General features: G+C 69.3%; 23 protein-coding genes. 4 read left to right on the forward strand and 19 right to left on the reverse strand.

Annotation, left to right across the window (positions count from 1 at the left end; genetic code table 11):
• Positions 1-27 precede the first annotated feature (27 nt).
• A complete protein-coding gene (locus tag KBA23_RS02920; protein ID WP_290736683.1) occupies positions 28-591 on the forward strand; it encodes a DUF924 family protein in 564 nt (187 codons plus the stop codon).
• Between the two features lie 75 nt (positions 592-666).
• Positions 667-2,061, forward strand: a complete 1,395-nt coding sequence (gene lpdA, locus KBA23_RS02925) for a dihydrolipoyl dehydrogenase (protein WP_290736685.1) — start codon at positions 667-669, stop codon at positions 2,059-2,061.
• 44 nt (positions 2,062-2,105) lie between these two features.
• Here the strand turns inward: lpdA and KBA23_RS02930 are convergent, their stop codons facing one another.
• The 14 genes from KBA23_RS02930 to KBA23_RS02995 all read right to left on the reverse strand — a co-directional run bounded on the left by KBA23_RS02930 (position 2,106) and on the right by KBA23_RS02995 (position 17,918).
• Positions 2,106-2,339 (reverse strand): hypothetical protein, encoded by a 234-nt coding sequence (locus KBA23_RS02930; protein WP_290736688.1) that lies wholly within the window; start codon positions 2,337-2,339, stop codon positions 2,106-2,108.
• Positions 2,340-2,456: 117 nt separating this feature from the next.
• Complete coding sequence (locus tag KBA23_RS02935; protein WP_290736691.1) at positions 2,457-2,801, reverse strand: hypothetical protein; 345 nt, start codon at positions 2,799-2,801, stop codon at positions 2,457-2,459.
• Positions 2,802-2,994: 193 nt separating this feature from the next.
• Positions 2,995-4,731 (reverse strand): alkaline phosphatase, encoded by a 1,737-nt coding sequence (locus KBA23_RS02940; protein ID WP_290736694.1) that lies wholly within the window; start codon positions 4,729-4,731, stop codon positions 2,995-2,997.
• 134 nt (positions 4,732-4,865) lie between these two features.
• Positions 4,866-5,624 carry an SDR family oxidoreductase gene (locus KBA23_RS02945; RefSeq protein ID WP_290736697.1) on the reverse strand — a complete coding sequence of 253 codons (759 nt, stop codon included), beginning with the start codon at positions 5,622-5,624 and terminating at the stop codon, positions 4,866-4,868.
• Complete coding sequence (locus tag KBA23_RS02950) at positions 5,624-6,901, reverse strand: L-fuconate dehydratase (protein ID WP_290736700.1); 1,278 nt, start codon at positions 6,899-6,901, stop codon at positions 5,624-5,626. The genes KBA23_RS02945 and KBA23_RS02950 overlap by 1 nt, the downstream gene beginning before the upstream one ends.
• 80 nt (positions 6,902-6,981) lie before the next feature.
• Positions 6,982-7,926 carry an ABC transporter substrate-binding protein gene (locus tag KBA23_RS02955; protein ID WP_290736703.1) on the reverse strand — a complete coding sequence of 315 codons (945 nt, stop codon included), beginning with the start codon at positions 7,924-7,926 and terminating at the stop codon, positions 6,982-6,984.
• A 45-nt stretch (positions 7,927-7,971) separates the two neighbouring features.
• On the reverse strand, positions 7,972-8,967 hold the full coding sequence (locus KBA23_RS02960) for an ABC transporter permease (RefSeq protein WP_290736706.1): 996 nt from the start codon (positions 8,965-8,967) through the stop codon (positions 7,972-7,974).
• A complete protein-coding gene (locus KBA23_RS02965) occupies positions 8,964-10,499 on the reverse strand; it encodes a sugar ABC transporter ATP-binding protein (RefSeq protein ID WP_290736707.1) in 1,536 nt (511 codons plus the stop codon). Before KBA23_RS02965 ends, KBA23_RS02960 begins: the two co-directional genes overlap by 4 nt.
• Positions 10,496-11,230 (reverse strand): SDR family oxidoreductase, encoded by a 735-nt coding sequence (locus KBA23_RS02970; protein WP_290736710.1) that lies wholly within the window; start codon positions 11,228-11,230, stop codon positions 10,496-10,498. The genes KBA23_RS02965 and KBA23_RS02970 overlap by 4 nt, the downstream gene beginning before the upstream one ends.
• 158 nt (positions 11,231-11,388) lie before the next feature.
• Entirely contained in the window at positions 11,389-12,264 is an 876-nt protein-coding gene (locus KBA23_RS02975; protein ID WP_290736713.1) for an alpha/beta hydrolase, read from the reverse strand.
• Positions 12,261-13,622: an alpha/beta fold hydrolase gene (locus tag KBA23_RS02980; RefSeq protein ID WP_290736716.1), complete on the reverse strand. Its 1,362-nt coding sequence runs from the start codon at positions 13,620-13,622 to the stop codon at positions 12,261-12,263. The genes KBA23_RS02975 and KBA23_RS02980 overlap by 4 nt, the downstream gene beginning before the upstream one ends.
• Before the next feature lie 20 nt (positions 13,623-13,642).
• Positions 13,643-16,156 carry an alpha/beta fold hydrolase gene (locus KBA23_RS02985; RefSeq protein WP_290736719.1) on the reverse strand — a complete coding sequence of 838 codons (2,514 nt, stop codon included), beginning with the start codon at positions 16,154-16,156 and terminating at the stop codon, positions 13,643-13,645.
• Positions 16,157-16,227: 71 nt separating this feature from the next.
• A complete protein-coding gene (locus KBA23_RS02990; RefSeq protein WP_290736722.1) occupies positions 16,228-16,449 on the reverse strand; it encodes a hypothetical protein in 222 nt (73 codons plus the stop codon).
• A complete protein-coding gene (locus tag KBA23_RS02995) occupies positions 16,449-17,918 on the reverse strand; it encodes a porin (protein WP_290736725.1) in 1,470 nt (489 codons plus the stop codon). Before KBA23_RS02995 ends, KBA23_RS02990 begins: the two co-directional genes overlap by 1 nt.
• Before the next feature lie 217 nt (positions 17,919-18,135).
• On the opposite strand from KBA23_RS02995, the gene KBA23_RS03000 reads away from it, so the two are divergent.
• A complete protein-coding gene (locus KBA23_RS03000) occupies positions 18,136-19,290 on the forward strand; it encodes an alpha/beta hydrolase (RefSeq protein WP_290736728.1) in 1,155 nt (384 codons plus the stop codon).
• Complete coding sequence (locus KBA23_RS03005; protein WP_290736731.1) at positions 19,280-19,927, forward strand: hypothetical protein; 648 nt, start codon at positions 19,280-19,282, stop codon at positions 19,925-19,927. Before KBA23_RS03000 ends, KBA23_RS03005 begins: the two co-directional genes overlap by 11 nt.
• A gap of 359 nt (positions 19,928-20,286) precedes the next feature.
• Here the strand turns inward: KBA23_RS03005 and tsaA are convergent, their stop codons facing one another.
• From tsaA to KBA23_RS03030, 5 genes are all read right to left on the reverse strand, one after another.
• Complete coding sequence (gene tsaA / locus KBA23_RS03010; protein WP_290736733.1) at positions 20,287-20,778, reverse strand: tRNA (N6-threonylcarbamoyladenosine(37)-N6)-methyltransferase TrmO; 492 nt, start codon at positions 20,776-20,778, stop codon at positions 20,287-20,289.
• Between the two features lie 134 nt (positions 20,779-20,912).
• Positions 20,913-21,119, reverse strand: coding sequence for a molybdopterin-binding protein (locus KBA23_RS03015; RefSeq protein WP_290736736.1), 207 nt, complete (start codon positions 21,117-21,119; stop codon positions 20,913-20,915).
• Positions 21,116-21,904 carry an ABC transporter ATP-binding protein gene (locus tag KBA23_RS03020; RefSeq protein WP_290736738.1) on the reverse strand — a complete coding sequence of 263 codons (789 nt, stop codon included), beginning with the start codon at positions 21,902-21,904 and terminating at the stop codon, positions 21,116-21,118. The genes KBA23_RS03015 and KBA23_RS03020 overlap by 4 nt, the downstream gene beginning before the upstream one ends.
• On the reverse strand, positions 21,904-22,947 hold the full coding sequence (locus KBA23_RS03025) for an iron ABC transporter permease (RefSeq protein ID WP_290736742.1): 1,044 nt from the start codon (positions 22,945-22,947) through the stop codon (positions 21,904-21,906). Before KBA23_RS03025 ends, KBA23_RS03020 begins: the two co-directional genes overlap by 1 nt.
• On the reverse strand, positions 22,944-23,990 hold the full coding sequence (locus KBA23_RS03030) for an iron ABC transporter substrate-binding protein (protein ID WP_290736746.1): 1,047 nt from the start codon (positions 23,988-23,990) through the stop codon (positions 22,944-22,946). Before KBA23_RS03030 ends, KBA23_RS03025 begins: the two co-directional genes overlap by 4 nt.
• Positions 23,991-24,319: the final 329 nt, after the last annotated feature.

Below are 24,319 nucleotides of genomic sequence, written 5' to 3' on the forward strand. Positions count from 1 at the left end.
GCGGGAAACACAACGGGGGAAACGGCCGTGCGCGACTGGGAAGGGCTCCTGCGCTTCTGGTTCGACGAAATCGGGCGGGACGGCTGGTACAACGGCGGCGAGAAGGTCGACGCCGCCTGCCGCGACCGCTACCTCGACCTCTGGAACGAGGCCCGCGACGGGGGGCTGCGCGAGTGGATCATCGCGCCGCGCTCCGGTCTCGCGCTGATCATCCTGCTCGACCAGTTTCCGCGCAACATGTTCCGCGGCTCGGCGACGTCCTTCGCCACCGACGCCCGCGCCATGGCGGGCGCCAAGTGGATGCTGGGGCGCGGCCTCGACGCCACGCTCGAGCCCGTCGCGCGCCAGTTCATCCGGCTGCCGCTCATCCACTCCGAGTCGCTCCAGGACCAGGAGCAGGGGATCCGTCGCTGCCTGCTCGGCAAGGCGTCGGCCGACGAGGTGCGGCACGCCCGCGCCCATCGCGAGGTGATCCGCCGCTTCGGCCGCTTCCCCTTCCGCAACGCGGCGCTCGGAAGGGTCTCGTCTCGCGCCGAGACGGACTGGCTCGCCGGCGGCGGCTACGCGGCCGCGCTTCGCGCCGTCTCCTGAGCGCCTTCTCCGGGTTGGCGACAGGTTCCGCGATAGGCTAACGAGACTCGAACGACTCAACGGAGGAAACCGCTCATGGCCGCCAAGACCTACGACGTCGCCGTCATCGGCTCGGGACCGGGGGGCTACGTCGCGGCGATACGGGCGGCCCAGCTCGGACTCTCGACCGCGGTGATCGAACGCGAGAACCTCGGCGGCATCTGCCTCAACTGGGGCTGCATCCCGACCAAGGCGCTGCTGCGCTCGTCGGAGGTCTTCCACCTGATGCACCGCGCCAAGGAGTTCGGGCTCAAGGCCGAGGGCATCGGCTACGACCTCGACGCAGTGGTGAAGCGTTCGCGCGGCGTCGCCAAGCAACTCGCCGGCGGCGTCGGCCACCTGCTCAAGAAGAACAAGGTCGCCGTGACGATGGGCGAGGCCACCCTGACCGGCAAGGGCAGGATCAGCGTCAAGACCGACAAGGGGACCGAGGAGGTCGAGGCGAAGTCGATCATCCTCGCCACCGGCGCCCGCGCCCGCGACCTGCCCGGGCTCGAGGCCGACGGCAAGCGCGTCTGGTCCTACCGCCACGCGCTCGTGCCGCCGCACCAGCCGAAAAAGCTGCTCGTCATCGGCTCGGGCGCGATCGGCATCGAGTTCGCGAGCTTCTACAACACCCTCGGCGCCGAGACGACCGTCGTCGAGGTGCTGCCGCGCATCCTGCCGGTCGAGGACGAGGAGATCTCGGCCTTCGCCAAGAAGCAGTTCCTGAAGCAGAAGATGACCATCCTCGAAGGCGCAACGGTCAAGAAGCTCGACCGCGGCGCCGACAAGGTGACGGCGACGATCGAGCAGGGCGGCAAGACCACCACCGCCGACTTCGACACCGTGATCTCCGCCGTCGGCATCGTCGGCAACGTCGAGAACCTCGGCCTCGAGGCGCTCGGCGTGAAGATCGACCGCACCCATGTCGTGACCGACGAATACTGCCGCACCGGCGTCGACGGGCTCTACGCCATCGGCGACGTCGCCGGCGCGCCGTGGCTGGCGCACAAGGCGAGCCACGAGGGGGTGATGGTCGCCGAGCTGATCGCCGGCAGGCACCCCCACGCGGTCAACCCCATGTCGATCGCCGGCTGCACCTACTGCCAGCCGCAGGTGGCGAGCGTCGGGCTGACCGAGGCCAAGGCGAAGGAGGCGGGGTACGAGGTCAAGGTCGGCCGCTTCCCCTTCATCGGCAACGGCAAGGCGATCGCGCTCGGCGAGCCCGAGGGCATGATCAAGACGGTGTTCGACGCAAAGACCGGCGAGCTTCTCGGCGCGCACATGGTCGGCGCCGAGGTGACCGAGCTGATCCAGGGCTATGTCGTGGCGCGGACGCTGGAGACCACCGAGGCCGAGCTGATGGAGACGGTGTTCCCGCACCCGACGCTCTCGGAGATGATGCACGAGTCGGTGCTCGACGCCTACGGCCGCGCCATCCACTTCTGAGGACCACCGCCCCCCTCGCGCCCGGGTCGGCGCTGCGCCGCAGGTCACGCGCGCAGCGCCGTCTTCGGCGACCGGCGATAGGCGATCGCGGCGGGGATCAGGGCGCAGAGGCCGGCCGCGGCCAGGAGGCCGAGGAGGAGCCGGACGTCGCCGGCGTGGAACTCCACCGGCATCTGCATGCCGCGGGCGGCCCGGAGCTGCCGCGAGATCGCCCGGGCGACGCCGTAGCCGAGGGCGACGCCCGCGGCCCGCGGACGCCAAGGCTCGCCATCGCTCATACCGGCGAGTCTACCAGGCCACCCGGCGCAGCACGGGCTAACACGCGTGATAGGTAGGGTAACTACCTGAGTACACACGATAAAAGTGTTGAGGCTCAAAAAGGTCCGCGAGTCGTTTCATGAGTCCGCCGGTATCAGACCCTCTCGAAGCGCGCGCCGCGGAATGCGCACGAGGCTGACGAAGCCGGTCTCGGGATCGGTCCAGGAGCCGAGCTCCAGCTGGCCCGCGACCTCGATCCGCGCGTTCGCCTGTTCGAAGGTCTGCGCCCGGTCGAGATAGACGACGACGATGTCGGCCGGCCAGTCGGCGTCGGAGGAGCAGAACGGGCAGAGCGCCATCGGCCGCTCGGTCAGCACGAAGAACTTCGCCTCGGCCTTGAGCGGCGGGGCCATGAAGCCCTGCATCCCCACCGGCCTGCCGTCGAGGCTCTCGAGCTTGTCGGAGAAGGTCATCCCGAGCACGCGGACCGAGCCGTAGAGCTCGCCGAAGGCGAGCGCGCCCGGATCGCCGCCGGCGCGGACGGGCCCGGCCGCCGCAAGCGCGAGGGCGGCGAGAAGAAGGCGGCGGCGGTCAGGGCGGTGCGTCGGGTCTCCTCCCGAAAGCGCGGACGTGGCGCGCAGGGATGCGCACCACGATCGTCGCGGCAGGATCGGCTCAGTTCGACGGCTTGGACGGGGCGAGCGCCAGGATCTCGGCGATCACCCGGTAGACGTCGCTCTGCTCCATGTAGCCGTGGAAGCGCTCGGCGCCGGCGCCCGAGGCCTGCAGCAGGATGTCGTCGACGGCATGGACGCCGGTGTCGGCCGATTTCGGCAGGTTGCCCTCGCGCAGGACGGCGCCGGGGACGTCCCGGTACGCCTCGTTGGCGACGTAGTCCTTGTTCCCGTTCTGCACTGCCGGCTCGAAGGGGCCGTCGAGCTTCGGGCCCCAGGTCTCGTAATGGTCGGGGAAGTTGTTCGAGAACATCGCGATGCGCGGGGCGACGTCGAGGGCGTCGGGATAGCCGTCGTCGTTCGCATCCTCGTAGCCGAGGAAGCCCGCATCGGCATAGACGCCGACGCTCTCGCGGCCGGCGCCGCGGGCCGGGTCGATCGAGCCGATGAGCGCGTTGCCGTGGGTGTGGTCGCCGGTGACGACGAGCAGCGTGTCGGGATGCTCGGCGACGAACTTCCGCGCGACGCCGACCGCCTGGTCGAACTCGATCATGTCGATCATCGCCCGCTCCCAGTCGAGCGTGTGCTTCTGCTTGTCGACCGAGGCGGCCTCGATCACCGCGAAGAAGCCCTCCGGGTCCTTGGCGAGCTGGCCGAGCGCGACCTCGGTCATCCGCACGAGGCCGGGCTGGTCCGGGAACGTGTCGACGCTGCCCTTCTTCAGGAACATCCGGTCGAGCGCCACGTCCATGTTGCCGGTGTGGAAGAGGCCGAGGATCCGGCCCGAATTCGAGCCCGCCGCCGCCTCGAGGCCGGCCGCGTCGGTGGCGAGCGCATAGCCCGCGTCCTGGAACTGCTGGACCAGGTTCTCGTCGTCCTTGCGCTTCGAGCCCGGGGTCGACTGCGGCAGGAAATAGGCCGAGCCGCCGCCGAGCAGCACGTCGGGCTGGCGCTCGAAGATCATGGCGGCGATGGCGGCCTTGTCCGCGCGCTTGCGGGTATGGGCGACCGTGGCGGCGGGGGTGGCGTCCTGGAGCTCGGCGGTGGTGACGATGCCGATGGCCTTGCCGCCGGTGCGCGCCAGCGCCTCGGAGATCAGCTCGACCCTGGGGTCGTCCTGGCTGTCCTCGGTGCGGTCGGCATAGACGCCGAGGGCGTTGATCGCAGTCTTGTGGCCCGACATGTAGGCCGAGGCGGTGTTGGCGCTGTCGGTCGCCATGGAATTCGTCGAGGAGGTGCCGATCATCGCGGCGTATTGCAGGTCGTCGAGGTTCAGCCGGCCGTTCGCCTTGCCCTCGGTCATGCCCTTCGACATCAGCCGGGCGGCGGTGCGGTCGGCCATGCTGAGGCCGTCGGCGACCATGAAGATCACGTTCTTCGCCGCCGGGGTCTCGGGGGTGCCGTAGACTTCCCAGGAGACGGTCCGGGTCTCGTCGCCGGCCTTCGCCTCGACGGTGTAGACGCCCGGCGCCGTGATCGCGCCCGCGTCGATGCGGATCGCCGAGGCCTCGACGCCCGGCTCCTTCTCGATGAAGACCGCCTCCTTGCCGAGAACTTCCGCCGCCGGCCGGCCGTTGATCGTGACTGCGGCCTCGGGCGTCACCACCTTGTCGAACTCGACCTTCAGGTCGAAGGGCGAGCCGGCGAGGATCGTCGCGCGGTCGAGCGGCAGGATCGTGGCCGCCTGCGCGGCCGGCGCGAGGCAGGCGGAGGCGAGCAGCAGGGCAAGTCGGCGCATGATGAGTTCCCGTTCCAGCGGATCCGTGGTCCCCTACGCCGCGTGGGTGTCGGGCAGGTGGCGCTTCGATGACAATCGCATGTCGCACAGCCCGGCTCCAGAAGCCGCGCCCGTCGACCCGGGCCGTTCCGCCGTCAGATCGCCCGATCGAGGTGGGCGTAGCCGCCGTCGGGGAAGAGCCACTGGCCGGTGGTGTGCCCGGCCCGCTCCGAGAGCAGGAAGGCGCAGGTGTCGGCAATCTCCCGGGCCGTCGTCATCCGGCGGCCGAGCGGGATGCGGGCGGTGATCCGGGCGAGGGCCCCGTCCGGATCGGGCAGCGTGTCGAGCCAGCGGCGATAGAGGGGCGTCATCACCTCGGCGACGACGATGGCGTTGACCCGCACCCCGTCGGGCAGGAACTCGACCGCCCATTCGCGGGTGAGCCCGAGCTGCGCCGCCTTCGCGGCGACGTAGGCCGAGGTTCCGCCCTGGCCGGTCAGCGCGGTCTTGGAGGAAATGTTGACGATGGCCCCCCTCGTGGCGCGCAGCGCGTCGGCGAGCAGGTGGACCGTCGTGTAGTAGTGCACGAGGTTCGCGTCGAGGCTGGCGCGGAAGGCCTCCGGCCCCTTGTCGAGACCGACCCCGTCGTTGGCGCCGGCATTGTTGACGAGGCCGTGGATCGCCGGATGACGTGCGCGGATCGCCGCGATCGCCGCCCGGCAGGCGCCGTCGTCGGAAAGCTCGACCGGCTCGAAATCCGCGCCATGGGCGGCGAGCCAGCCGGCGTCGGGCGCGCGCCGCGCGAGGATCACCGGGACCGCGCCCTCCTCGGCGAGCACTTCGGTGATCCCGGCGCCGATGCCCGAGCCGCCGCCGGTGACGACGACGACCTTGCCGGCGAGCCCGAGGTCCATCAGGCCGCCCCGAAACGATAGGCGGCAAGACTCTCGGGCTTCATCTCGATCGAGAAGCCCGGCGCGTTCGGCGGCATGTAGGCGGCGTTCTCGATAACGCAGGGGTGCAGGAAGTGCTCGTGCAGGTGGTCGACGAACTCGATCACCCGGCCCTCGCGCGTGCCCGAGACGCAGACGTAGTCGATCATCGACAGGTGCTGGACGTATTCGCAGAGGCCGACGCCCCCGGCGTGCGGGCAGACCTTGAGGCCGTGCTTCGCCGCCATCAGCAGCACCGCGAGGATCTCGTTCACCCCGCCGAGGCGGCAGCTGTCGATCTGCACGACGTCGATGGCGCCTTCCATGATGAACTGCTTGAAGAGAACGCGGTTCTGGCACATCTCTCCGGTCGCGACCTGTACGGGCGCCACGCCCGCGCGGATCTTGCGGTGGCCGGCGACGTCGTCGGGCGACGTCGGCTCCTCGATGAACCACGGCTTCGCGAACGCGAGCTTGCGCGTCCACTCGATCGCCTGGTCGACCTCCCAGACCTGATTGGCGTCGATCATCAGGTTCACGTCCGGCCCCACCGCGTCACGGGCGATCGTCAGCCGCCGGATGTCGTCCTCCAGATCGCGGCCGACCTTGAGCTTGACGTACTTGAAGCCGGCGTCGACCGCCTCGCGGGCCAGCCGGCGGAGCTTCTCGTCGTCGTAGCCGAGCCAGCCGGCCGAGGTGGTGTAGCAGGGATAGCCCTCGGCCTTCAGCGTCGCGATGCGCTCCGCCTTGCCCTCCGCCTGCTTCGCGAGGAACTCGACAGCCCATTCCGGCGTGATGCAGTCGGTCAGATAGCGGAAGTCGATGCAGCGCACGAACTCTTCCGGGCTCATGTCGGCGACCAGCCGCCAGACCGGCTTGCCTTCGATCTTCGCCCAGAGATCCCAGACCGCGTTGACGACCGCGCCGGTCGCGAGGTGGATGGCGCCCTTGTCCGGGCCGATCCAGCGCAGCTGGCTGTCGCCGGTGACGTGCCGCCAGAAGCGGCCCATGTCCGCGGCGATCCACGCCATGTCGAGGCCGACCACCAGCGGGCGCAGCGCCTCGATGGCGGCGACGCAGATCTCGTTGCCGCGGCCGATGGTGAAGGTGAGGCCGTGGCCCTCGTGCGGACCGTCCGTCTCGAGGACGACATAGGCGGCGGAATAGTCCGGGTCGGGGTTCATCGCGTCCGAGCCGTCGAGCGCCTGGCTCGTCGGAAAGCGGACGTCGAGGGTGCGGAGGCCGGTGATCCTGGTCATGCTTGTCCCTTCACCTGCAACGGCGCGGCCGGCCGGACGACCGGGCGGCGAGGGACTGCCCCGCCGCCCGGCGCGTCGGATCAGTCGTAGAGGACGGCCGCGATCTCGGGGGCGTCGATGTTGGTCTTGTCGTACCAGTAGAAGCCGGTGTCGATGTTCTTCTCCACCGTCTCACCCTTGGCGGCGGCGACGGCGGCCTTGACCGTCTCGTAGCCGATGCCGATCGGGTTCTGGGTGATCGCGCCCGCCATCCTGCCGTCGCGGATCGCCGCCTTCTGCGCCGTGCCGCTGTCGTAGCCGATCACCACGACGTCGGAACGGCCAAGCTCGGTCACCGCGTTGACGACGCCGATGGCCGAACCCTCGTTTCCGCCGAACATGCCCTTGAGGTCCGGGTTCGCGGTCAGGATGGCCTTGGCGATCTCGGTCGACTGCAACTGGTCGCCGGCGCCGTACTGGATGTCGACGATCTCGATGTCGGGGTACTTCGCCTCGACCTGGTTCACGAAACCGTCGCGGCGGTCGATGCCCGTGCGCGAGGTCTGGTCGTGGACGACGAGCGCGACCTTGCCCGCGCCGCCGATCAGCTCCGCCATCTTGTCGGCGGCGAGAGCCGCGGCGGCGAGGTTGTCGGTCGAGGCGGTGGCGACGGGGATGTCGCTCTCGACGCCGCTGTCGAAGGCGATCACCGGGATCCCGGCCTCCTGCGCCTGCCGCAGGAGCGGGATCGCCGCCTGGCTGTCGAGCGCGGCGAAGCCGATCGCGGCCGGCTTCTTGGCCAGAGCGGCGGCCAGCATGTCGATCTGCCGGTCGACCTGGGTCTCGTTGTCCGGGCCCTCGAAGGTGACCTCGACGCCGAACTCCGCGGCGCCCTTGTCGGCGCCGGCCTTCACCGCCTGCCAGAACTGGTGCTGGAAACCCTTGGAGATCAGCGGGATGTACATTTCCTGCGCCTGCGCGAAGCTCGCGCCGGCAAGGAGTGCTGCGGCGCCGATGACGCCGAACAGGCTGCGACGTGCAATCATTCTGGTCCTCCCCTTGGATCCCGAGTCGTTTGTTCGTTCGTGCGGTCAGCCCGCCGCCTTGCCGCGGCGGAACATGTCGAGATACACGGCGGCGATGATGATGAGGCCGGTCACCACGGTCTGCCATTCCTGGGCGACCGACAGGATGCGCAGGCCGTTCAGCAGTACCGCCATGATCAGCGCGCCGATCACGGTGCCGAGGATCGAGCCGCGGCCGCCGGCGAGCGAGGTGCCGCCGATCACCACCGCGGCGATGGCGTCGAGCTCGTAGCCGAGGCCGAGCGCCGGCTGGGCCGAGTTCAGGCGCGACGAGATGATAAGCCCCGCGACGCCGCAGATCGCGCCGCCGAGGACGTAGATCGCGGTCTTCCACCAGCGGGTGTCGACGCCCGAGAGCCGCACCGCCTCCTCGTTCGAGCCGATGGCGAAGCAGTAGCGCCCGAGCACGGTGCGGTTCAGCACCCAGCCCATGAGCGCGGCGAGGAGGAACAGGATCAGGACCGCGTTCGGGACCGGCACCGCCGGGATCAGGTCGCCGATCAGCGACCCCTGCGCGATCTCCGGATAGGAGGGCGTGTCGTTGAAGTAGATGGGCTTCGTTCCGGAGACGACGAGCGAGAGACCCTTCAGGATCAGCATCATGCCGAGCGTGGCGATGAACGGCGGGATGTTCATCCGGCTGACGAGCGTGCCCGAGACGAGGCCGCAGAAGGCGCCCATCCCGATCGCGCCAAGCACGCCGAGCGGCAACGGCAGGCCCCAGAAGGTCAGGATGACCCCGGCCGTCACCGCGCAGAACGTCATCAGCGTGCCGATCGACAGGTCGATGCCGCCGGTGATGATGATCATGGTGACGCCGATCGCGAGCACGCCGTTGACCGCGGTCGCCTGGAGGATCGCGAGGATGTTCGAGGTCTGAAGGAAGTTCGGCGAGGCGACCGAGAAGAAGACCAGCAGCACGATCAGGCTCGCGAAGGCGAGCAGCTTCTGCGGGACGGCGATGCGCCGCGGCGCGGCGGCGGAAGCGGGGGCGTCGGTCATGCGTGGGCCTCCGCGAGCGTCGGGCGCAGGGTTGCGAGATGCATGATTTCCTCCTGTGTCGTCGCCGCCCCGCCGGGCAGGAACCCGGTCAGCCGGCCTTCGCACATGACCGCGATGCGGTGGGAGAGGCGCAACACCTCGGGAAGCTCGGACGAGATGACGATGATCGCCTTGCCCTGCGCCGCGAGGTCCTGGAGCAGTCGGTAGATCTCCGCCTTGGCGCCGACGTCGATGCCCCGGGTCGGCTCGTCGAAGATCAGGATGTCGCAGTCGCGCAGGAGCCACTTGGCGATGACGACCTTCTGCTGGTTGCCGCCGGAGAGCAGCCGCACCTCCTGCCGGTCGGAAGGCGTGCGGATGCGCAGGGTCGCGATGTAGTCCTTGGCGATCTCGCCGAGCTTGCCCTCGTCGATGCGCCCCAGCCGGTCGGCGTAGCGCGTCAGCGACGCCATCGCCACGTTGGCGCGGACGTCCATGCCGAGCGCCAGGCCGAAATGCTTGCGGTCCTCGGAGAGGTAGCCGATGCCGGCGCGGACCGCATCCCCGGGGCTCGCGATCTTCACATGGCGGCCGTGCACGATGATCTCGCCGGCGTCGCGGGGGTCCGCGCCGAAGATCGCGCGCGCGACCTCGGTGCGGCCGGCGCCCATCAGCCCGGCGAAGCCGAGGATCTCGCCTTTCCTGAGGCTGAAGCTGACGTCGCGCAGCTCCTTGCCCCGCCGGATGCCGCGAACCTCGAGCGCGGTTTCGGCGTGCTCAAGGTCGGGGATTTCCGGCGTCTCGTCGGTCAGCGCGCGGCCGACCATCATGGCGATGATCGTCTCGATCGGCGTCGTCGCCGCCTCGACCGTGCCGACATAGCCGCCGTCGCGCATCACCGTCACCCGGTCGGAGATGCGGCGGATCTCGTCCATCTTGTGGCTGATGTAGACGATGCCGACGCCCTCGGCCTTCAGTCCGCGAATGATCGCGAACAGCTCGGCGATCTCGGCGTCGTTCAGCGCCGCCGTCGGCTCGTCCATGATCAGCACGCGCGAGCGGTGCGAGAGCGCCTTGGCGATCTCGACCATCTGCTGGCGGGCGATGGTCAGGCCCTCGACCGGCGCGGTCGGGTTCATGCTCACGTTCATCTGCGCAAACAGCGCCGCGGCGTCGGCGTTGAGCTTGCCCTCGTCGACGCGGCCGAACGACTGGCGCGGCTCGCGGCCGATCCAGATGTTCTGGGCGACGGTCAGATCCTTCATGAGCGCGAGCTCCTGATGGATGATGCCGATGCCGAGATCCTGCGCCGCCTTCGGATTCGGCAGGCTCGCTTCCTGGCCCGCGACCAGTATTCGGCCGCCGTCGGGCGTGTAGACGCCCGAGAGGCACTTCATCAGCGTCGACTTGCCGGCGCCGTTCTCGCCCATCAGCGCATGCACCTCGCCGGCGCGAAGGTCGAAGCTGACCGAGCGCAGCGCATGGACGCCGGGGAAGCGCTTGTCGATCGCCTCCATGCGGACGATTTCGGGATGCGCCAGCGGCGCCGTCATATCGTCACGCCGCCATCGACCAGGAGCGCCTGTCCGGTGATGAAGCGGCTCTCGTCCGAGAGGAGGTATACGACCATGCCGGTCATGTCGTCGACGGTCGCGAGCCGGCCCATCGGCTGGCGGGCGATGAAGTCCTTCTCCGCCTGCACCGGGTCCGCCGCGCCGGCGATCCGGCCGCGCAGGCTCGGCGTGTCGACGGTGCCCGGGCAGAGCGCGTTGCAGCGGATGCCCTGGCGCACGTAGTCGGCGGCGATCGCCTTGGTCAGCCCGATCACCGCGGCCTTGGACGCCCCGTAGGCGCAGCGGTTCGGGAAGCCTTTGATCGACGAGGCCATGGAGGACATGTTCAGGATCGACGCCGAGCCGGTCTCCGCGGCGCGGGCGAGCATCCCCGGCAGCACGGCGCGCGTCAGCCGCATCATCGCCGTGACGTTGAGCGCGAAGGCGAAGTCCCAGTCCCGGTCGTCGATGTCGAGAAGGGCGCCGTTGTGCACCACCCCTGCGCAGTTGAAGATCCCGTCGAGCGGCCCGACCTCGGCGACGACGGCGGCGACGGCCGCCGGGTCGGTCACGTCGAGCGCCCGCGTCTGCATGTCGAGGCCGTCGAGGAAATCGGCCTTCAGGTCGGTCGCGACGACCTCCGCCCCTTCTCGCGCACACGCGACGGCGGCGGCGCGGCCGATGCCCTGGCCGGCGGCGGTGACGAGAATCCTGCGGCCCGCAAGGCGCATCCGTTCCCTCCCGATGATTCGTTCTTGTTTCTTAGCGGCCCATCTATCCATGAATGTCCGCGCAAGAGCTAGGCTCTGCGCATCGAACGCAGCTGGAGCGACTTCCAAAATCGCTCCGACTTGAGCCTCGGCCCGGCTCTGCCGGGACGGACTCCGCTCTAGACCTCGACCCCGCTGAGAAATCCCCCGAGATAGCCCGCATAGAGCGCCGGTTCCTCGAGGTTCATCGAATGGCCGATGCCCGGCACGGCGACCAGGCGGCAATGCGGCATCTCCGCCGCCATCCGCTTCACGTCCGCCGCCGGGATCCAGCCGTCGAGCTCGCCCCAGAGCACAAGGTGCTCCTGGGCGATCTCGTGCATCCGCCTCGCCACGTCGCCGCTCTCGTATTCGAGGTTGAGGTTGTGGGGCGTGCCGAACCAGATGCCTTCGGCCACGGCGAAGGTCTGGTCTACGATCTTCTCGAAGAATGCCTGGAGCTCGCCCACCCCCTCGCGGAACTTCGGCGCCGACCCTGGCGTCAGGCTGTCGGCGAGGAACAGCGAGGCGGCCGCCGTGGCCATGCCGGCCCGCGTCACCTCGCGGCTCGCCTGCATGGCGCGGAACACCGCCATGCCTGCGGCGTCGAACTTCAGCCCGAGCGGCGTCACCGGGTCCAGCGCGAGGCACCGGCCGAAGCGGTCGGGCTCGGCCAGCATCATTCGGGCGGCGATGATCCCGCCCGTCGAATGGGTGGCGAGATGGCAGCGCCCGATCCCGAGGCCGTCAAGAGCCGCCAGCATGTCGGCCGCATGCTGGGCCATGGTGTAGTTGGCGTAATCCGGCTCGGCCGCCGGCTTGTCGCTGTCGCCGCACCCCCGCCAGTCGACGCCCACCACCCGCAGGTCCTCGGGGAACCAGCGGGCGGCGCGCTCGATCCAGTCCTTGCTGGCAAGGTTGCCGTGGATGAACAGCACGGGGATGGGGCCTTCGCCCCATTCCCGCCAGGCGAGGCGAACGCCGCCGCCCACCTCGACCTTGCCGCTGCGGCTCACTTGGAGAGGCCCGCGGGCTTCGCCGCCGGCGCCGCGCCGCCGCCCCCGGCGCCGGCGCCCGGCGCCTGGATCGACACGAGCGCGGTGTTGTCCACGAAGGACTTCACCTGGTCGTGCAGCACGTTCGGCGCCTTGAAGACCCCGTAGTGCGCCGTCGGGTCGGCGAAGCTGAGGAACCCCGCCCCCGGCACCTTCTTCGCCGCCTCGAGCGCGTTGCCGACCATCAGCCAGTTGTCGGTGTCGATATGGATCACCAGCGTCCGCGCCGTGATGCGGTCGAGTTCGTCGTTGATGTTGTAGGTCCAGCCGCCGGCGTTGCGGTACCAGTAGTCGTTCGGATCCTCCGACTGGGTGCGGACGATCCAGGCCGCCGTCTGGTTGCCCGTGGGCTCCCAGTAGAACACCTCGCGCTCCACCATCGACCACGGCTGGGCCGAGCGGAACTCGAAGGTGAAGCCGGTCTGCTGGAGGATGGACCACAGGAACTGCAACCCCTGCTTCGGGTGCTGGTCCGCGGGCAGATCGTAGAAGTTGCCCCCCGTCTCGCGATAGACCGGATCGCTCTCGATCGCGGCCTGGGCGAGGCGGAAGGTCCATTGCCCGATCGGGTCGGCGCCGTCCGAGGCGGTGGTGCCGCCGATCGGCATGATGGCGTCCACGTAACCGGAGGGCGAATACATCACCCCCCAGACCCAGCTTTGCGTCGCGCCCATCGAGGCGCCGAAGGCGAGATGGACGTTGGCGACGTTGAGATGATCGCGCAGGAGCTGGTAGTTCGCCTGCACCATGTCGAAGTAGCTGTACTGCGGGAACTTCCGCCCCAGCCCCTCCGACGGCTTCGACGCGCCCCAGAGGCCGATCGAGTCGAGGAAGACCACATAGTACTTGTTGGTGTCGATCACGAGGCCAGGCCCGACCACCGGCGAACCGCCCGCGAGCGCGTTCGAGGCCATGGGCGCCCAGATCGAGAAGCTCGCCGCCGAGTCGCCGGAGTAGTGCGGGCTGATGATCACCGCATTGACGATCTCGCCCGCCTCGTTGCGGATCGGCGTGCCCATGTCGATGTAGGCGGTCTTGAGCGGCCCCATCCCGAGGCTTTCCAGCGTCGTCCCGCCCTGTCCGCCGTCGCGCCAGGTGGCGGGATCGGCGTCGAGGTCGTAGGTCCCGCCGATACGGAAGTTCGGGATGTCGTAGTACTTCTTCAGCGAGGCGAGCGACGGCACGCTGGACGCGGGCGTCCAGGTCTCGATCGGCGGCGGCGCGGCGCTGCGCGACAAGAGGTCGGCGCGCGCCGGCAAGGCGGCGAGCGTCGCAAGGGCGGCCGCGAGGGCGAGGGACTTCAGCGAGGGCGTGTTCATGGCGTCTTTTCCCCTGCGCATCACTTGGAGAGGCCGGCGGGCTTCTCGCCCGCGCCGACATTTCCCGGACCCCCGGCCGTGGCCGCGATGGTCAGGCCGTTGATCAGGGCGTCGATCACGTCCGGAGAAACGGCGTTCACCCGGCCGGTGCGCATGAAGTCGGTGGTGTCGCGGGCGAATTCATACGGCACGTCCGTATGGATGAAATGCCCGACCCCGGGATAGATCTTGGTCTCCACCGGGTTGCCGGCGTCCTGCATCCGCTGCTCGAAGGGGATGATCACCTCGTTCGCCATGTCGGTCCAGCCGTTCAGCGCGGTCGAGGGGATGAAGGGCTCCTGCGCGCCGAAGGCGAGGAAGATCGGCGCCTTGATCTGCGGCAACCGGGCATAGAGGCTGTTCGGGTCGCCCTGCACCAGCTCCTTGCCGATCGAATAGACGTCGAAGATGAAGGCGAAGACCCACTGCTCGAACTCGTCCGGGTTGCCGGTGATCATCGCCACCCGCTGATCGGTGTGGAGCCGGGCGTATTCGGTATCGCGCTTGAAGTAGCCGAACGGGCTCGGGCTGACCGCCCCCGTCACCGGGTCGCGGGTCTGGAAGTGGAAGAAGTCGCGCACGTTCTGGGCGTCGCGGCTCATCTCGCCCGCGAGCATGCCGGTCGGTCCCCAGACCTCTTCCCAGAGCGCCTTGTTGTTGTCGATGGCCGGGTCGAAGAGATGGTAGGACTGGCCGCCGAACTCGACCGACTCGGGGAATTCCTCGAGACCTGCCGGGCCTTCGAGGATCAGCCCCTCCACCGCCTCGGGCCAGTTCAGCGCATAGCCGAGCACGATCTGCCCGCCCATGGAATGGCCGAGGTAGTAGGCCTTCTGGATCCCGAGCTGGTTGACGATCACGTCATGGAAGGCGACGCGGATGTCCTGGAGCGACCGGGCCGGGTTCTTGCCGAGGTTGCCGGGGCCGGACAGGCCGTAATCGGGCGCGTCGAGCGCCACCACGCGATAGCCCTGCTCGACGGCGAACTTGATGAGATAGCCGTAGTGCGAGGCGAAGGCGCCCTTGCCGTGGACCACCACCAGCGTCTTCTGGTCCGGGATGCCCTCGCAGGCCACGTCGAAATAGCCGATCTCCCATTCCACGCCGCGGTCGTCGCTCGCCTTGGTGAACTTGACCGGGAAGGGATGACGCATCTCGTCCTTCCAGAAGGACTTCGCCGGATCGGGGTTCATGTTGACCCGCGGCGAGATGTAGTCGGGCGCGTCGCAGACCTTGCCGAAGGTGGGCAGGATCCCGATGTCGTGCAGGAAGCTCGACAGCATCGGGTCGTCGTCAAGCGTGTTGAGGGCGCTGAACGTTGCGTAGTGCGCGATCGGGCTCCGCTCGGTGGCGAGTTGGGCGCCCGGAATCAGGCCGACGCTTTCGCGGGCCTTGTCGATGGTCAGCCACTGGTCGTTCTCGATGTGGATGACCATGGTGCGCGGCTGGTAGTCCGGCAGGTACTCGTTGATGTTGTGCTTCTCGCCGACCTCGACGCGGTACTTCAGGTCGACCGCGTCGAAGGTCTCGCCAAGCCGCATCACGTCGGCGCCGAAGCCCTCCTCGGGCGGATCCCAGGCGAAGACGCTGCCCTTGACCGCGTCCCAGCCCAGCGACTGGCGATGCGCCAGGTCATAGCCGGTCAGCGACAGCATCGACCAGTGGAACGCCGGGCCCTGAACGGGATGCTCGGCCTTGGGCAGGTCGTAGTAGCGACCCCCGGTCCTCTGCCAGATCGGATCGCCCTCGAGCCCCGCCTTGGCGTTCTGGAACGACCACGCGGCGATCGGCGCGGTGCCGTCGGTCGCGGTGGCGCCGCCGACCGGCATGACCGCCGAGACGAACTCCGGATGCATCAGCCCCCAGACATAGGACTGCGTCGCGCCCATCGAGACGCCGGTGGCGAGCACGACATGGCCGACGTTCAGGTGATCCGTCAGCAGGCGATAGTTGGCCTGCACCATGTCGAAATAGCTGTAGCTCGGGAAATCCATCCCCAGCCCGTCCGAGGGCTTGGAGGCGCCCCAGAGCCCGAGCGCGTCGAGCATCACCACATAGAAGCGGTCGGTGTCGAAGAGCTTGCCCGGCCCGATCAGCGCCCCGCCGGAAAAGCCGTTGCCGCCCTGCCCCTCGTACCAGTTGAAGTACATCGAGGTGGCGTCGCCCGAGTAGAAGCTCGAGATGACGATGGCGTTGTCGATCTTGCCGTCCGGCCCCTCGTGCGGCGTGCCGACGGCGATGTAGGCGGTCTTGAGCGGCGCCGCGCCGAGGCTTTCCAGCGTCGCGCCGTCAGGGGCGCCGTTGGCCCAGGACTCGGGGGCCGACAGGTCATAGGTCCCGCCGATGCGGAACTCCGGGATCTCGACGGTCAACTTGAGGTTGTCGAGATCGGCGACGGACGACCGGGCGGTGATCGGCGCGTCCTGCTGCGCGACCGCTCCCAGCGGAACGAGCAGGAACGCCGCAACCGCGACGGTCCTGGTGACTATCAACATGTCCTTCCTCCCCTCGCCGGGCCATTCCGCCCGACCTGACAATCAGTCTCTGGAAAACCGCCGCGCTGCCGTCAGATGCCCGCGCCGACTTCCGCATCGACTTCGGCCTGTTCGCCCGGTGTGCCGAGCGGCTGCTTGCTGCCTGCGATCACGAAGGCGCCCTCGGGCCCCGAGAAGGCGCCCGGGCGAACCTGCATCTCGTTCGCCCCCATCTGCGGCGGGTCCATCGGCGTCACCCCGGCGCAACCCGCAAGGGCCGCGCCGGCGATCGCGAGGACCGCGATCCTTCGCATCAGAACCGCACCATCAGGCCGGCCTGATAGAGGGTCATGTCGTTGACGTCGTAGCCCGGAACGGTGAACTCGTTCTGGGTGATCCCGAAATAGGCCTCCGACCCGATCTTGTCGATGTTCTGCGAGAAGCCGACGCCGTAGAGCTTGAAGTCGGTCCCCTCGACATAGAAATCCTCGTACTTGGAGTACTGGAGCGCAAAACCGGTGCGGCCGATGTCCCAGATGTTGCGCGTATAGGTCAGCTTGCCCATCCAGGTGGTAGGCTCGTTGTCGAGGTCGTCGAACGTCATCTTGGCGTACTGGATCGCGGCGCCGACGCCGTTCCACCACTGGTCGCTCTTGAGCACCAGCGAGCCCGAGGCGCTGATGCCGTCGAAGCCGCCGTCCGAAGCGTCGGTCCACCACGAGGCGCCGGCCGCCATCCGCGCCCATTCGGTCTCGCCGGCGTAGCGCAGCGCCACGTCGTAGCGGTCCTCGGTCGCCGCCGAGCCCGAGAGCTGGAAGCCGTTCCAGACCGGCGTGTTGTAGCGCACGCGCACCAGCCGGCTGAGGCCGTCGAGCGCGTTGCCCAGCGTGAAGACGTTGACGAAGTTCGACGAGGCCACGGCGAAGTCGCCGAGCGCCGCCTCGTATTCCTCCTCGGAGGCGTAGTCGCCGCGATCGGGGGCCGGCCGGCGCGGGATATAGTCGAAATCCTCGCCGTTCACCGTGGGCAGCATGCCGCCGAAGGCGAAGGTCTGGCCCGACCACAGCGGCGTCGTCACCCCGGTGATGTCCATCTCCGAGGTGCCGTCCGAGGCCATCCAGCCCTGGCCGATGAAGAACGAGCCGTAGCGGTTGTTGCTGAGCCCGACTTCGAGCAGGCGCAGGTTGAAGGTCCTGTTGATCGAATCCGACACCGACTGTTCGAGTTGGCTGACGTCGAGCGAGCCGTTGACCGGCCATTCGAACTCGAAGAGCGCCAGCGCCTGCGTCTCCTCCAGCGCGTTCGATTCCCCGAGGAAGCGGAAGCGCGACGAGGCGTTCTCGTTGTCAACCTGGTAGAGGTCGGTCGACAGCCCGTCGTCCACGGTGTTGAGCGCGCGGTTGATCTGGCCCGAGAAGGTCAGCCGGACGTTCTGGTTGCCGGTCGCCATGACGTTGGTCTCGCGGCCGTCCGGCAGCGCGCCGTAGAACGGATGGCCGGCGACGCCCGGGCTTGGCGGGGTGCGCAGCGTTCCCTGCATCCCGGGCGAAACCCCCGTCGCCTCGGCCACCGCGATCTGCTGGGCGCCCGACTGCGCGGCTGCCTGCGCCGGGGCGGGCGCCGTGGCGACCTGCTGGATCTGGCGGGCCTGCTGGGTCTGCTCGGCCTTCATCGCCTGGATCTCCTGCATCAACAGGTTCAACTGCGCCTCGAGCGCGGCGATGCGTGCGGCCTGATCCTGTGCGAACGCCGGCAAGGGCGCGGCGGCGGCGATGACGGTCAATGCAAGACACGATGACGCCGCAAGGCGTCGCCGAACAGACGAGCGCAACATTCCTGTCCCCCGACTATGCGACGACAACCATTGATGGCTGCTGCTCGGCCTCGCCGCTAAGATTCTTCTTGTTAGAGGAAATTGCGCGCCACCTATGAGTGTGTCAACAGTCTTGTATGATTGCCTTGGCGCGCGGGCATCGTTGCGGATTCGGGGAGACAGGGGAATGGCCGAGGTTCTGATAGGAAATCATCGGGTCCGGTTCCGCCTCGATGGCCCGGCAGACGGCCCGGTTTTCGCCTTCGTCAACGGACTCACCCAGTATTCCGACCTCTGGACATCCTATGCCGCACACTTTTCGGCGCTCGGCTTCCGCGTCCTGCGCTTCGATCTGCTCGGCCAGGGCGATTCCGACAAGCCGGCGCTCGGGGTGCGGTTCGAGGACCACTGGCGCACGCTCGACGGCATCCTCGACCACCTCCGCGTCAAGCAGGCCCACGTGGCGGGCATATCCTACGGCGGAACGGTGGCGTTGCAGTTCGCCTGCGAGCGCCCGGAGCGCTGCGCCTCGCTGACCGCGATGAGCTGCTTCGCCGAAATGCCGCCGCAGCTCTACCAGATGGGCTGCGGCCTCTACGAGGCGCTGGTCCAGGTCGGCCTGCCCTCGCTCCAGCGCTGGCTGATGCCGATGAACATGAGCGACGAATGGCTGGAGGCGAACAAGGGCGCGCTGGCCGAGATGATGCGGCGCGGCTACGCCATCAACGATCTCTATGCGTTGCAGAACCTGATGGAGTCGGTCAACGACTTCCGGCCGATCACCGACCGGCTCGGCGACATCGCCTGTCCGACGCTGATCCTGAACGGCGAATACGACTTCTTCACGCCGCGCAAGTGCCACGAGGTGCTTCGCAAGGGCATCCGCCGCTCGCGGCTGGTGATCGTCCAGCACGCCTACCACGCCTACACCCTCGAACACCCGGCGGTGACCATGCGGCTGATCGGGGCGTTCCTGGACCTCGTTCGGGCCGGCGCCTGGCCCGGCGACCAGACGGTCTGGGTCGCCTCGGACGACCCGGGCTCGGCCGAACCCTGGTTCCCGTGCGTGGGCGACCACCTGCGGGCGGTCCCGCTCCCGATCGCCGCGGCGCCGCCCGGAGCCCCGCCCGAACCCGAGCCGGCGCCCGAGCCCGAGCCGGCGCCCGAGCCCACGGCGCCGACTGCGCACGAGACTCAGCCCGAGCCCAAGGCGTTGCCTGCAACCAAGGCTCGGCCCAAGGCCCCGCCTGAACCCAAGGCGCCGACTGCACCCAAGGCGCCGCCGCGCCGCCGGGCCGCTCGGCGGCCATCTCGCACCAAGGGGACCGCCGATGCATCTTGAACAGTACGACCGCATCCGCGCCCGGATCGCCGCCGAAGGATTGACCCCGGAGATCGAGACGCGCGTGGCGATCTTCGTCTGCGCGTCGAAAGCCGTGAACCTTCCCTTCCTCGCGCTCGCCGGCGCCGGCATGCCGACCCTCTGGCCGGGCGCCGCGGCGGGCGCCGGCGCGAATGCAGCCGGGCTGGTCTGGCAGCACCTCAACACCCAGCTCTTTCGCGAGAGCGAGGCGCTGACGCTGCTCTGCCGGGTGACGCGCTGGTCGTCCGATCCGGTCGTCTATGCCGGGAGCGCGCCGCTGGTCGCGCCGCTTTACGCCGAATGCGCCTTCGTCGGTTTCACCACCCGGCCGCGCGCGGGCCAGACCCTCGGCGCCGACGCGCTGGCGCTCGGGCACGCGCTGCTGGCGACGGTGCGCCTCACGCCGATCCTGCCGGCCGAGGAGGCGCAGAACCCCTTCGCCGTGGCCCTGAGCCGGATCGAACAGGAGAACGGCCGTCTGCTCCAGACCCAGATCCGGCTTCTCAAGGACGGCTACCCCTCGGTTCCGCCGGCCGAGCTCGAGGCGATCATCGCCGCCAAGGTCGCCCTCGTCGAGCGCGCCTTCGACAAGTTCCTCGACTCGCTCGCGCGATAGGGGGAGACACTCGAGCCGGGATGCGCCGGCTCCGTGATATACCGTCTCCGCCTGATCCCTTCGGCATGGCCTGCTCCGCGCAACCTCCGGCTGCGCCGGACCGATTTCTCCCCGGATCGCACTTGCCGGGCGCCAGTGGCGCCCGCGCGATCCGGTCGGCCCGCGCCGCAAGCGCGGGCCGAGGGGCCATCCGTTATCCCCGAAGCTCGCATCGGCACGCGACTGCCCTGGCGGGCGCGGAACGCGCCTGCCCCGGACAGGGCAGTCGCGTGCCGATTTCGCCAACGGTCGAAATCGGCGGGGATATCGGCGAGGTCTCCGCAACGCATCGACCGAACCGATCAACCGCAGCGGTATGGTCAACCGGTCTCGAAGTCGCCCGGCTGCGGCGGCGCGATCGGCCGGAACGCCGTCCGATCCGGCTTCAGGTCGAGGAGCGGCGTGCAGTCGAGGCAGTCGAGCCCCTGCACCAGCAGGGTGTCGCCGTTCTCGACCCCGAGCAGCCGCACGACCGAAGTGCCGATCGGATTGGGGCGAACCGGCGAGCGCAGCGCGAAGGTTCCCCGCACCTTGCCGTCATTGGCGGGACTCTGGAGGACGAGATCGCGTCGCGACTCGTGCAGCCAGTAGAGCACCTCGAGGCGCTCGTGCGCCTCGATCCCGGCGAGCGCCGCGGTCCACGGGAAGAAGACCTCGATCCGGCAGACCGGTCCATCGTCCCGGCCCTGCCGCGGGGTCATCAGCCGCGACGTCCAGGGCGTGCGGATCCGGCCGATGAACGCAACCGACGCATCGGCCGGAGGCGGCTCCACCGCAACCTCCCCGGCCCGGATTTCCTGCTCGCGCACCATCGGCCCTCTCCGGTCGGGGCGTCGTCAGAAATCCCCGAGTCTTTTGGTTAGCATACGGGTCGTGCATGGCCTGTGCATGGCCCGTGCATGCACCGATTTCGCCAACCCGCCGTCATCGTTCGGCAAGAAATGCCTCAGTCGATCCCGACCATGACGTCGGACGCCTTGATCACCGCATAAGCCGTCTTGCCGACCGCAAGGCCGAGTTCGTCCACGGACGTGTTGGTGATCGAAGCGGTGACCACGGTTCCGCCGACGTCGATCTTCACATGGCTGGTGGTCGCGCCCTTGTTCACCTCGACGATCTTGCCCTTGAGCGCGTTGCGCGCACTGATCTTCATGGGATCCTCCCGGTTTCAGCGATGGAAGGGGCGCAGACATGACGTCCCGCCTCCTCGAGCCAGGCCACGGCCACGGCGACGCCATAGAGGCGCTGGAGCGCGCCCGCCGTCAAGACCCGGTCCGGCGGCCCGAGCGCCACGATCCGCCCGCGCTGCATCAGCGCGACCCGGTTCGCGCAGGCGAAGGCGTGGCCGGGGTCGTGGGTCGAGAGCACCACGGCAATGCCGCGGGCGCCAAGCTCGCGGATTCGCTCGATAACCCGCGCCTGGTTGCCGAAGTCGAGGCTCGCGGTCGGCTCGTCCATGACGATGAGGCCGGGCTCCTGCGCCAGCGCCCGGGCGATCAGCGTCATTTGCCGCTCGCCGCCGCTGATCTCGGTGAAGCGCCGGCCGGCGAGATGGGCGACGCCGATGGTCTCGAGCGCGGCCCGCGCCGCGGCGTGGTCGGCCGGCGAAGGCGCGGCGAAGGTGGCGATCCGGCTGGCGCGCCCCATGAGCACGACGTCGAGCACGGTGAAGGGAAAGGTCGGCGCCCCCGCCTGCGGCACGTAGCCGACCCGCCGCGCGAAGGCCGCGCGCGAAAAGCCGGCGACGGGCCGCCCGTCGAGCTCGACCCGGCCGGCCCGCGGCGGCAGCAGCCCGAGCAGGGTGCGAAACAGCGTGGTCTTGCCGCAGCCGTTCGGCCCGAGCAGGCAGAAGACCTCGCCGGGCTCGATGTCGAGGGTCACGTCCCGGCCCACCGGCGCGCGACCGTAGCCGAAGGCGAGGTCGCGCGCCGCGAGCATCAGCGCCAGCCCTGCCGCGCCGTCAGCAGCAGCCAGAGGAAGAACGGCGCGCCGATCGCGGCGGTGAGGATGCCGAGCGGCACCTCGATCGGCGCCATGGTGCGGGCGAGCGTGTCGACGGCGACGAGGTAGCCGCCGCCGAGCATCAGCGCCGCCGGCAGCAGCCGCGCGAAGTCGGGGCCTGCGAGCGCCCGGGCGACATGCGGCACCAGCAGGCCGATCCAGCCGATGATGCCGGAGATCGAGACCGCAGCGGCGGTCATCAGCGTCGCCGCGGCGATCAGCACGAGGCGCAGCCGCGCCGTCTCGACGCCGAGGGCGCGCGCCTCCTCCTCGTCGAGGGTCAGAAGGTTCATCCGCCAGCGCAGCAGCGCCATCGGCGCGAGCCCGAGGAGGATCGCGGGCAGGATCGAGAACAGGTCGCCGCGGGTCGCGCTGGCGAGGCTGCCGAGCAGCCAGAAGGTGATGGCCGGAAGCTGGTTGTAGGGGTCCGCGAGCACCTTCAGGAGCGAGATGCAGGCGCCGAGCAGCGCGCCGATCGCGACGCCGGCCAGCACCAGCACCAGCACCGGATCGCGCCCGCGCGCCGCCGAGCCGATGGCATAGACGAGCGCCACCGCGACAAGCCCGCCGGCGAAGGCGAGCCCCTGGATCGCCGCGACCGACAGCGACAGGAAGATGCCGGCGACCGCCCCGAGGCTCGCCCCGGCCGAGACGCCGAGAATGTCGGGCGAAACCAGCGGGTTGCGGAACAGCCCCTGATAGACCGCCCCCGAGGCGGCGAGCGCGGCGCCGACGAGGAGCCCGGCCCCGACGCGCGGCAGGCGCACCTGCCAGACCACCGTCTCGGCGGTCTCCGGCAGCCCGCTCGGGAGCCCCGCGAGCTTCGCCGCGACGATCCGCAGGATGTCGGGCGGCGACACCGGATAGCGGCCGACGCCGAGCGCGAGAAGCACGACGGCAAGCAGCAGCAGGAGCGGCGCTCCCCAGGCCAGCGCGACCGCGACGCGGGCGGGCGCCGCCGCGGCGCGGTCGCCGCTCACTGTCCCGGCGCCGCCTCGGCGACCAGGGCGTCGAGCTGGGCGTCGGTCAGGTCGACGTGGTAGAAGAGCTTGTAGAAATCCCGCGTCGCGCCGCGGAGGTCGCCCTCACCTTCGCCCGCCTCCGGGTAGAGCACGTCCGTCAGCCATTCGACGCCGATCACCCGGTTGATCCCCGGCGGCGTGTCGAACCAGCCGAAGGGCAGCGCCGGCGCACGATAGACCCGGCCCTCGCGCACCGCGGCGAGGTTCGCCCAGACCGGGTCGCTCGTCACCGCCTGCTCGAACGCCGGGTCCGCCGCGAGGATCACGTCCGGATTCCAGGCGAGCACCTGCTCGACCGAGACGTTGGCGAGCCCGCCCGCCCCGGCCGCCTCGGCGACATTGGTCGCACCGACCGCGTCGAGCACCTCCATGTTGATCGACCCGGCGAGCCCGGTCTCGAGCCCGTCGGGGCCGCGGCCGTAGTAGACCCGCGGCCGTTCGGCGTCGGGGATCGCGGCGACCCGCGCCTCGAGCCGGGCGAGCGCCCGCTCGGCGAAGGCGGCCTGCGCCTCGGCAGTGTCGGCGACCCCGAGCAGCGCCCCGACCTCGCGCAGGGTCTCGGGCGTTCGGGCGAAGCGGCCGTCGATCAGCACATAGGGGATGCCGGTCTGCTCCTGCACCCGATCGGCGAGCGAGGCATAGGTCTCGTCCACCGATCCGACGTCGAGGATGAGATCGGGCTGCATCGCCAGCACCATCTCGATGTTGGCGGTATTGCCGCGCCCGGTCAGCCGGCCATGGGTCGGAAGATCGCGATAGGGCGCGGCGAGGAAGTCCTTCTCGGCCGCTCCCGGCTCGCGCACCCAGCCGACCATCTTCTCCGGCGCCAGCGCGTAGAGCAGCACCGAGGCGGGCGGGCCCGCGGCGAGCACGCGCTGCGGCGCATCGGGGATCTCGACGCAGCGGCCGGCGGAATCGACGAATGTGCGGGTCTCGGCCAGCGTCGCCTGGCCGAGACCGAACGCAAGCGCAAGCGCCGCAAGGAAAGTCCGCCGAAACATCCCCACCTCCGTGATGATCTGCTCGCTATGTTTGCATCGCTACATCGCGATGGCAACGGTCTCGGCGGCGACGCGCGCCGTCGGAACCTTGCATGGCCGAGTGATACCGGCGGGCTCATGAAACGACTCGCGGACCTTTTTGACCTTTAACACTTTTATCGTGTGTATTCCGATAGTTACTAGGCTATCACGCGTGTTAGCCCGTGTTGCGCCGAGTGGACTGGTAGACTCGCCGGTATGATACCCTCGCTGAGCCTGCGGATCCTGCGGGGGCCGGCCGGATCGCCGCCCGCGCGTCCCACTATCGGAACTTCCGGTCGACCTACTCC

The organism is Amaricoccus sp., from assembly GCF_017995835.1.
GTDB lineage: Bacteria > Pseudomonadota > Alphaproteobacteria > Rhodobacterales > Rhodobacteraceae > Amaricoccus.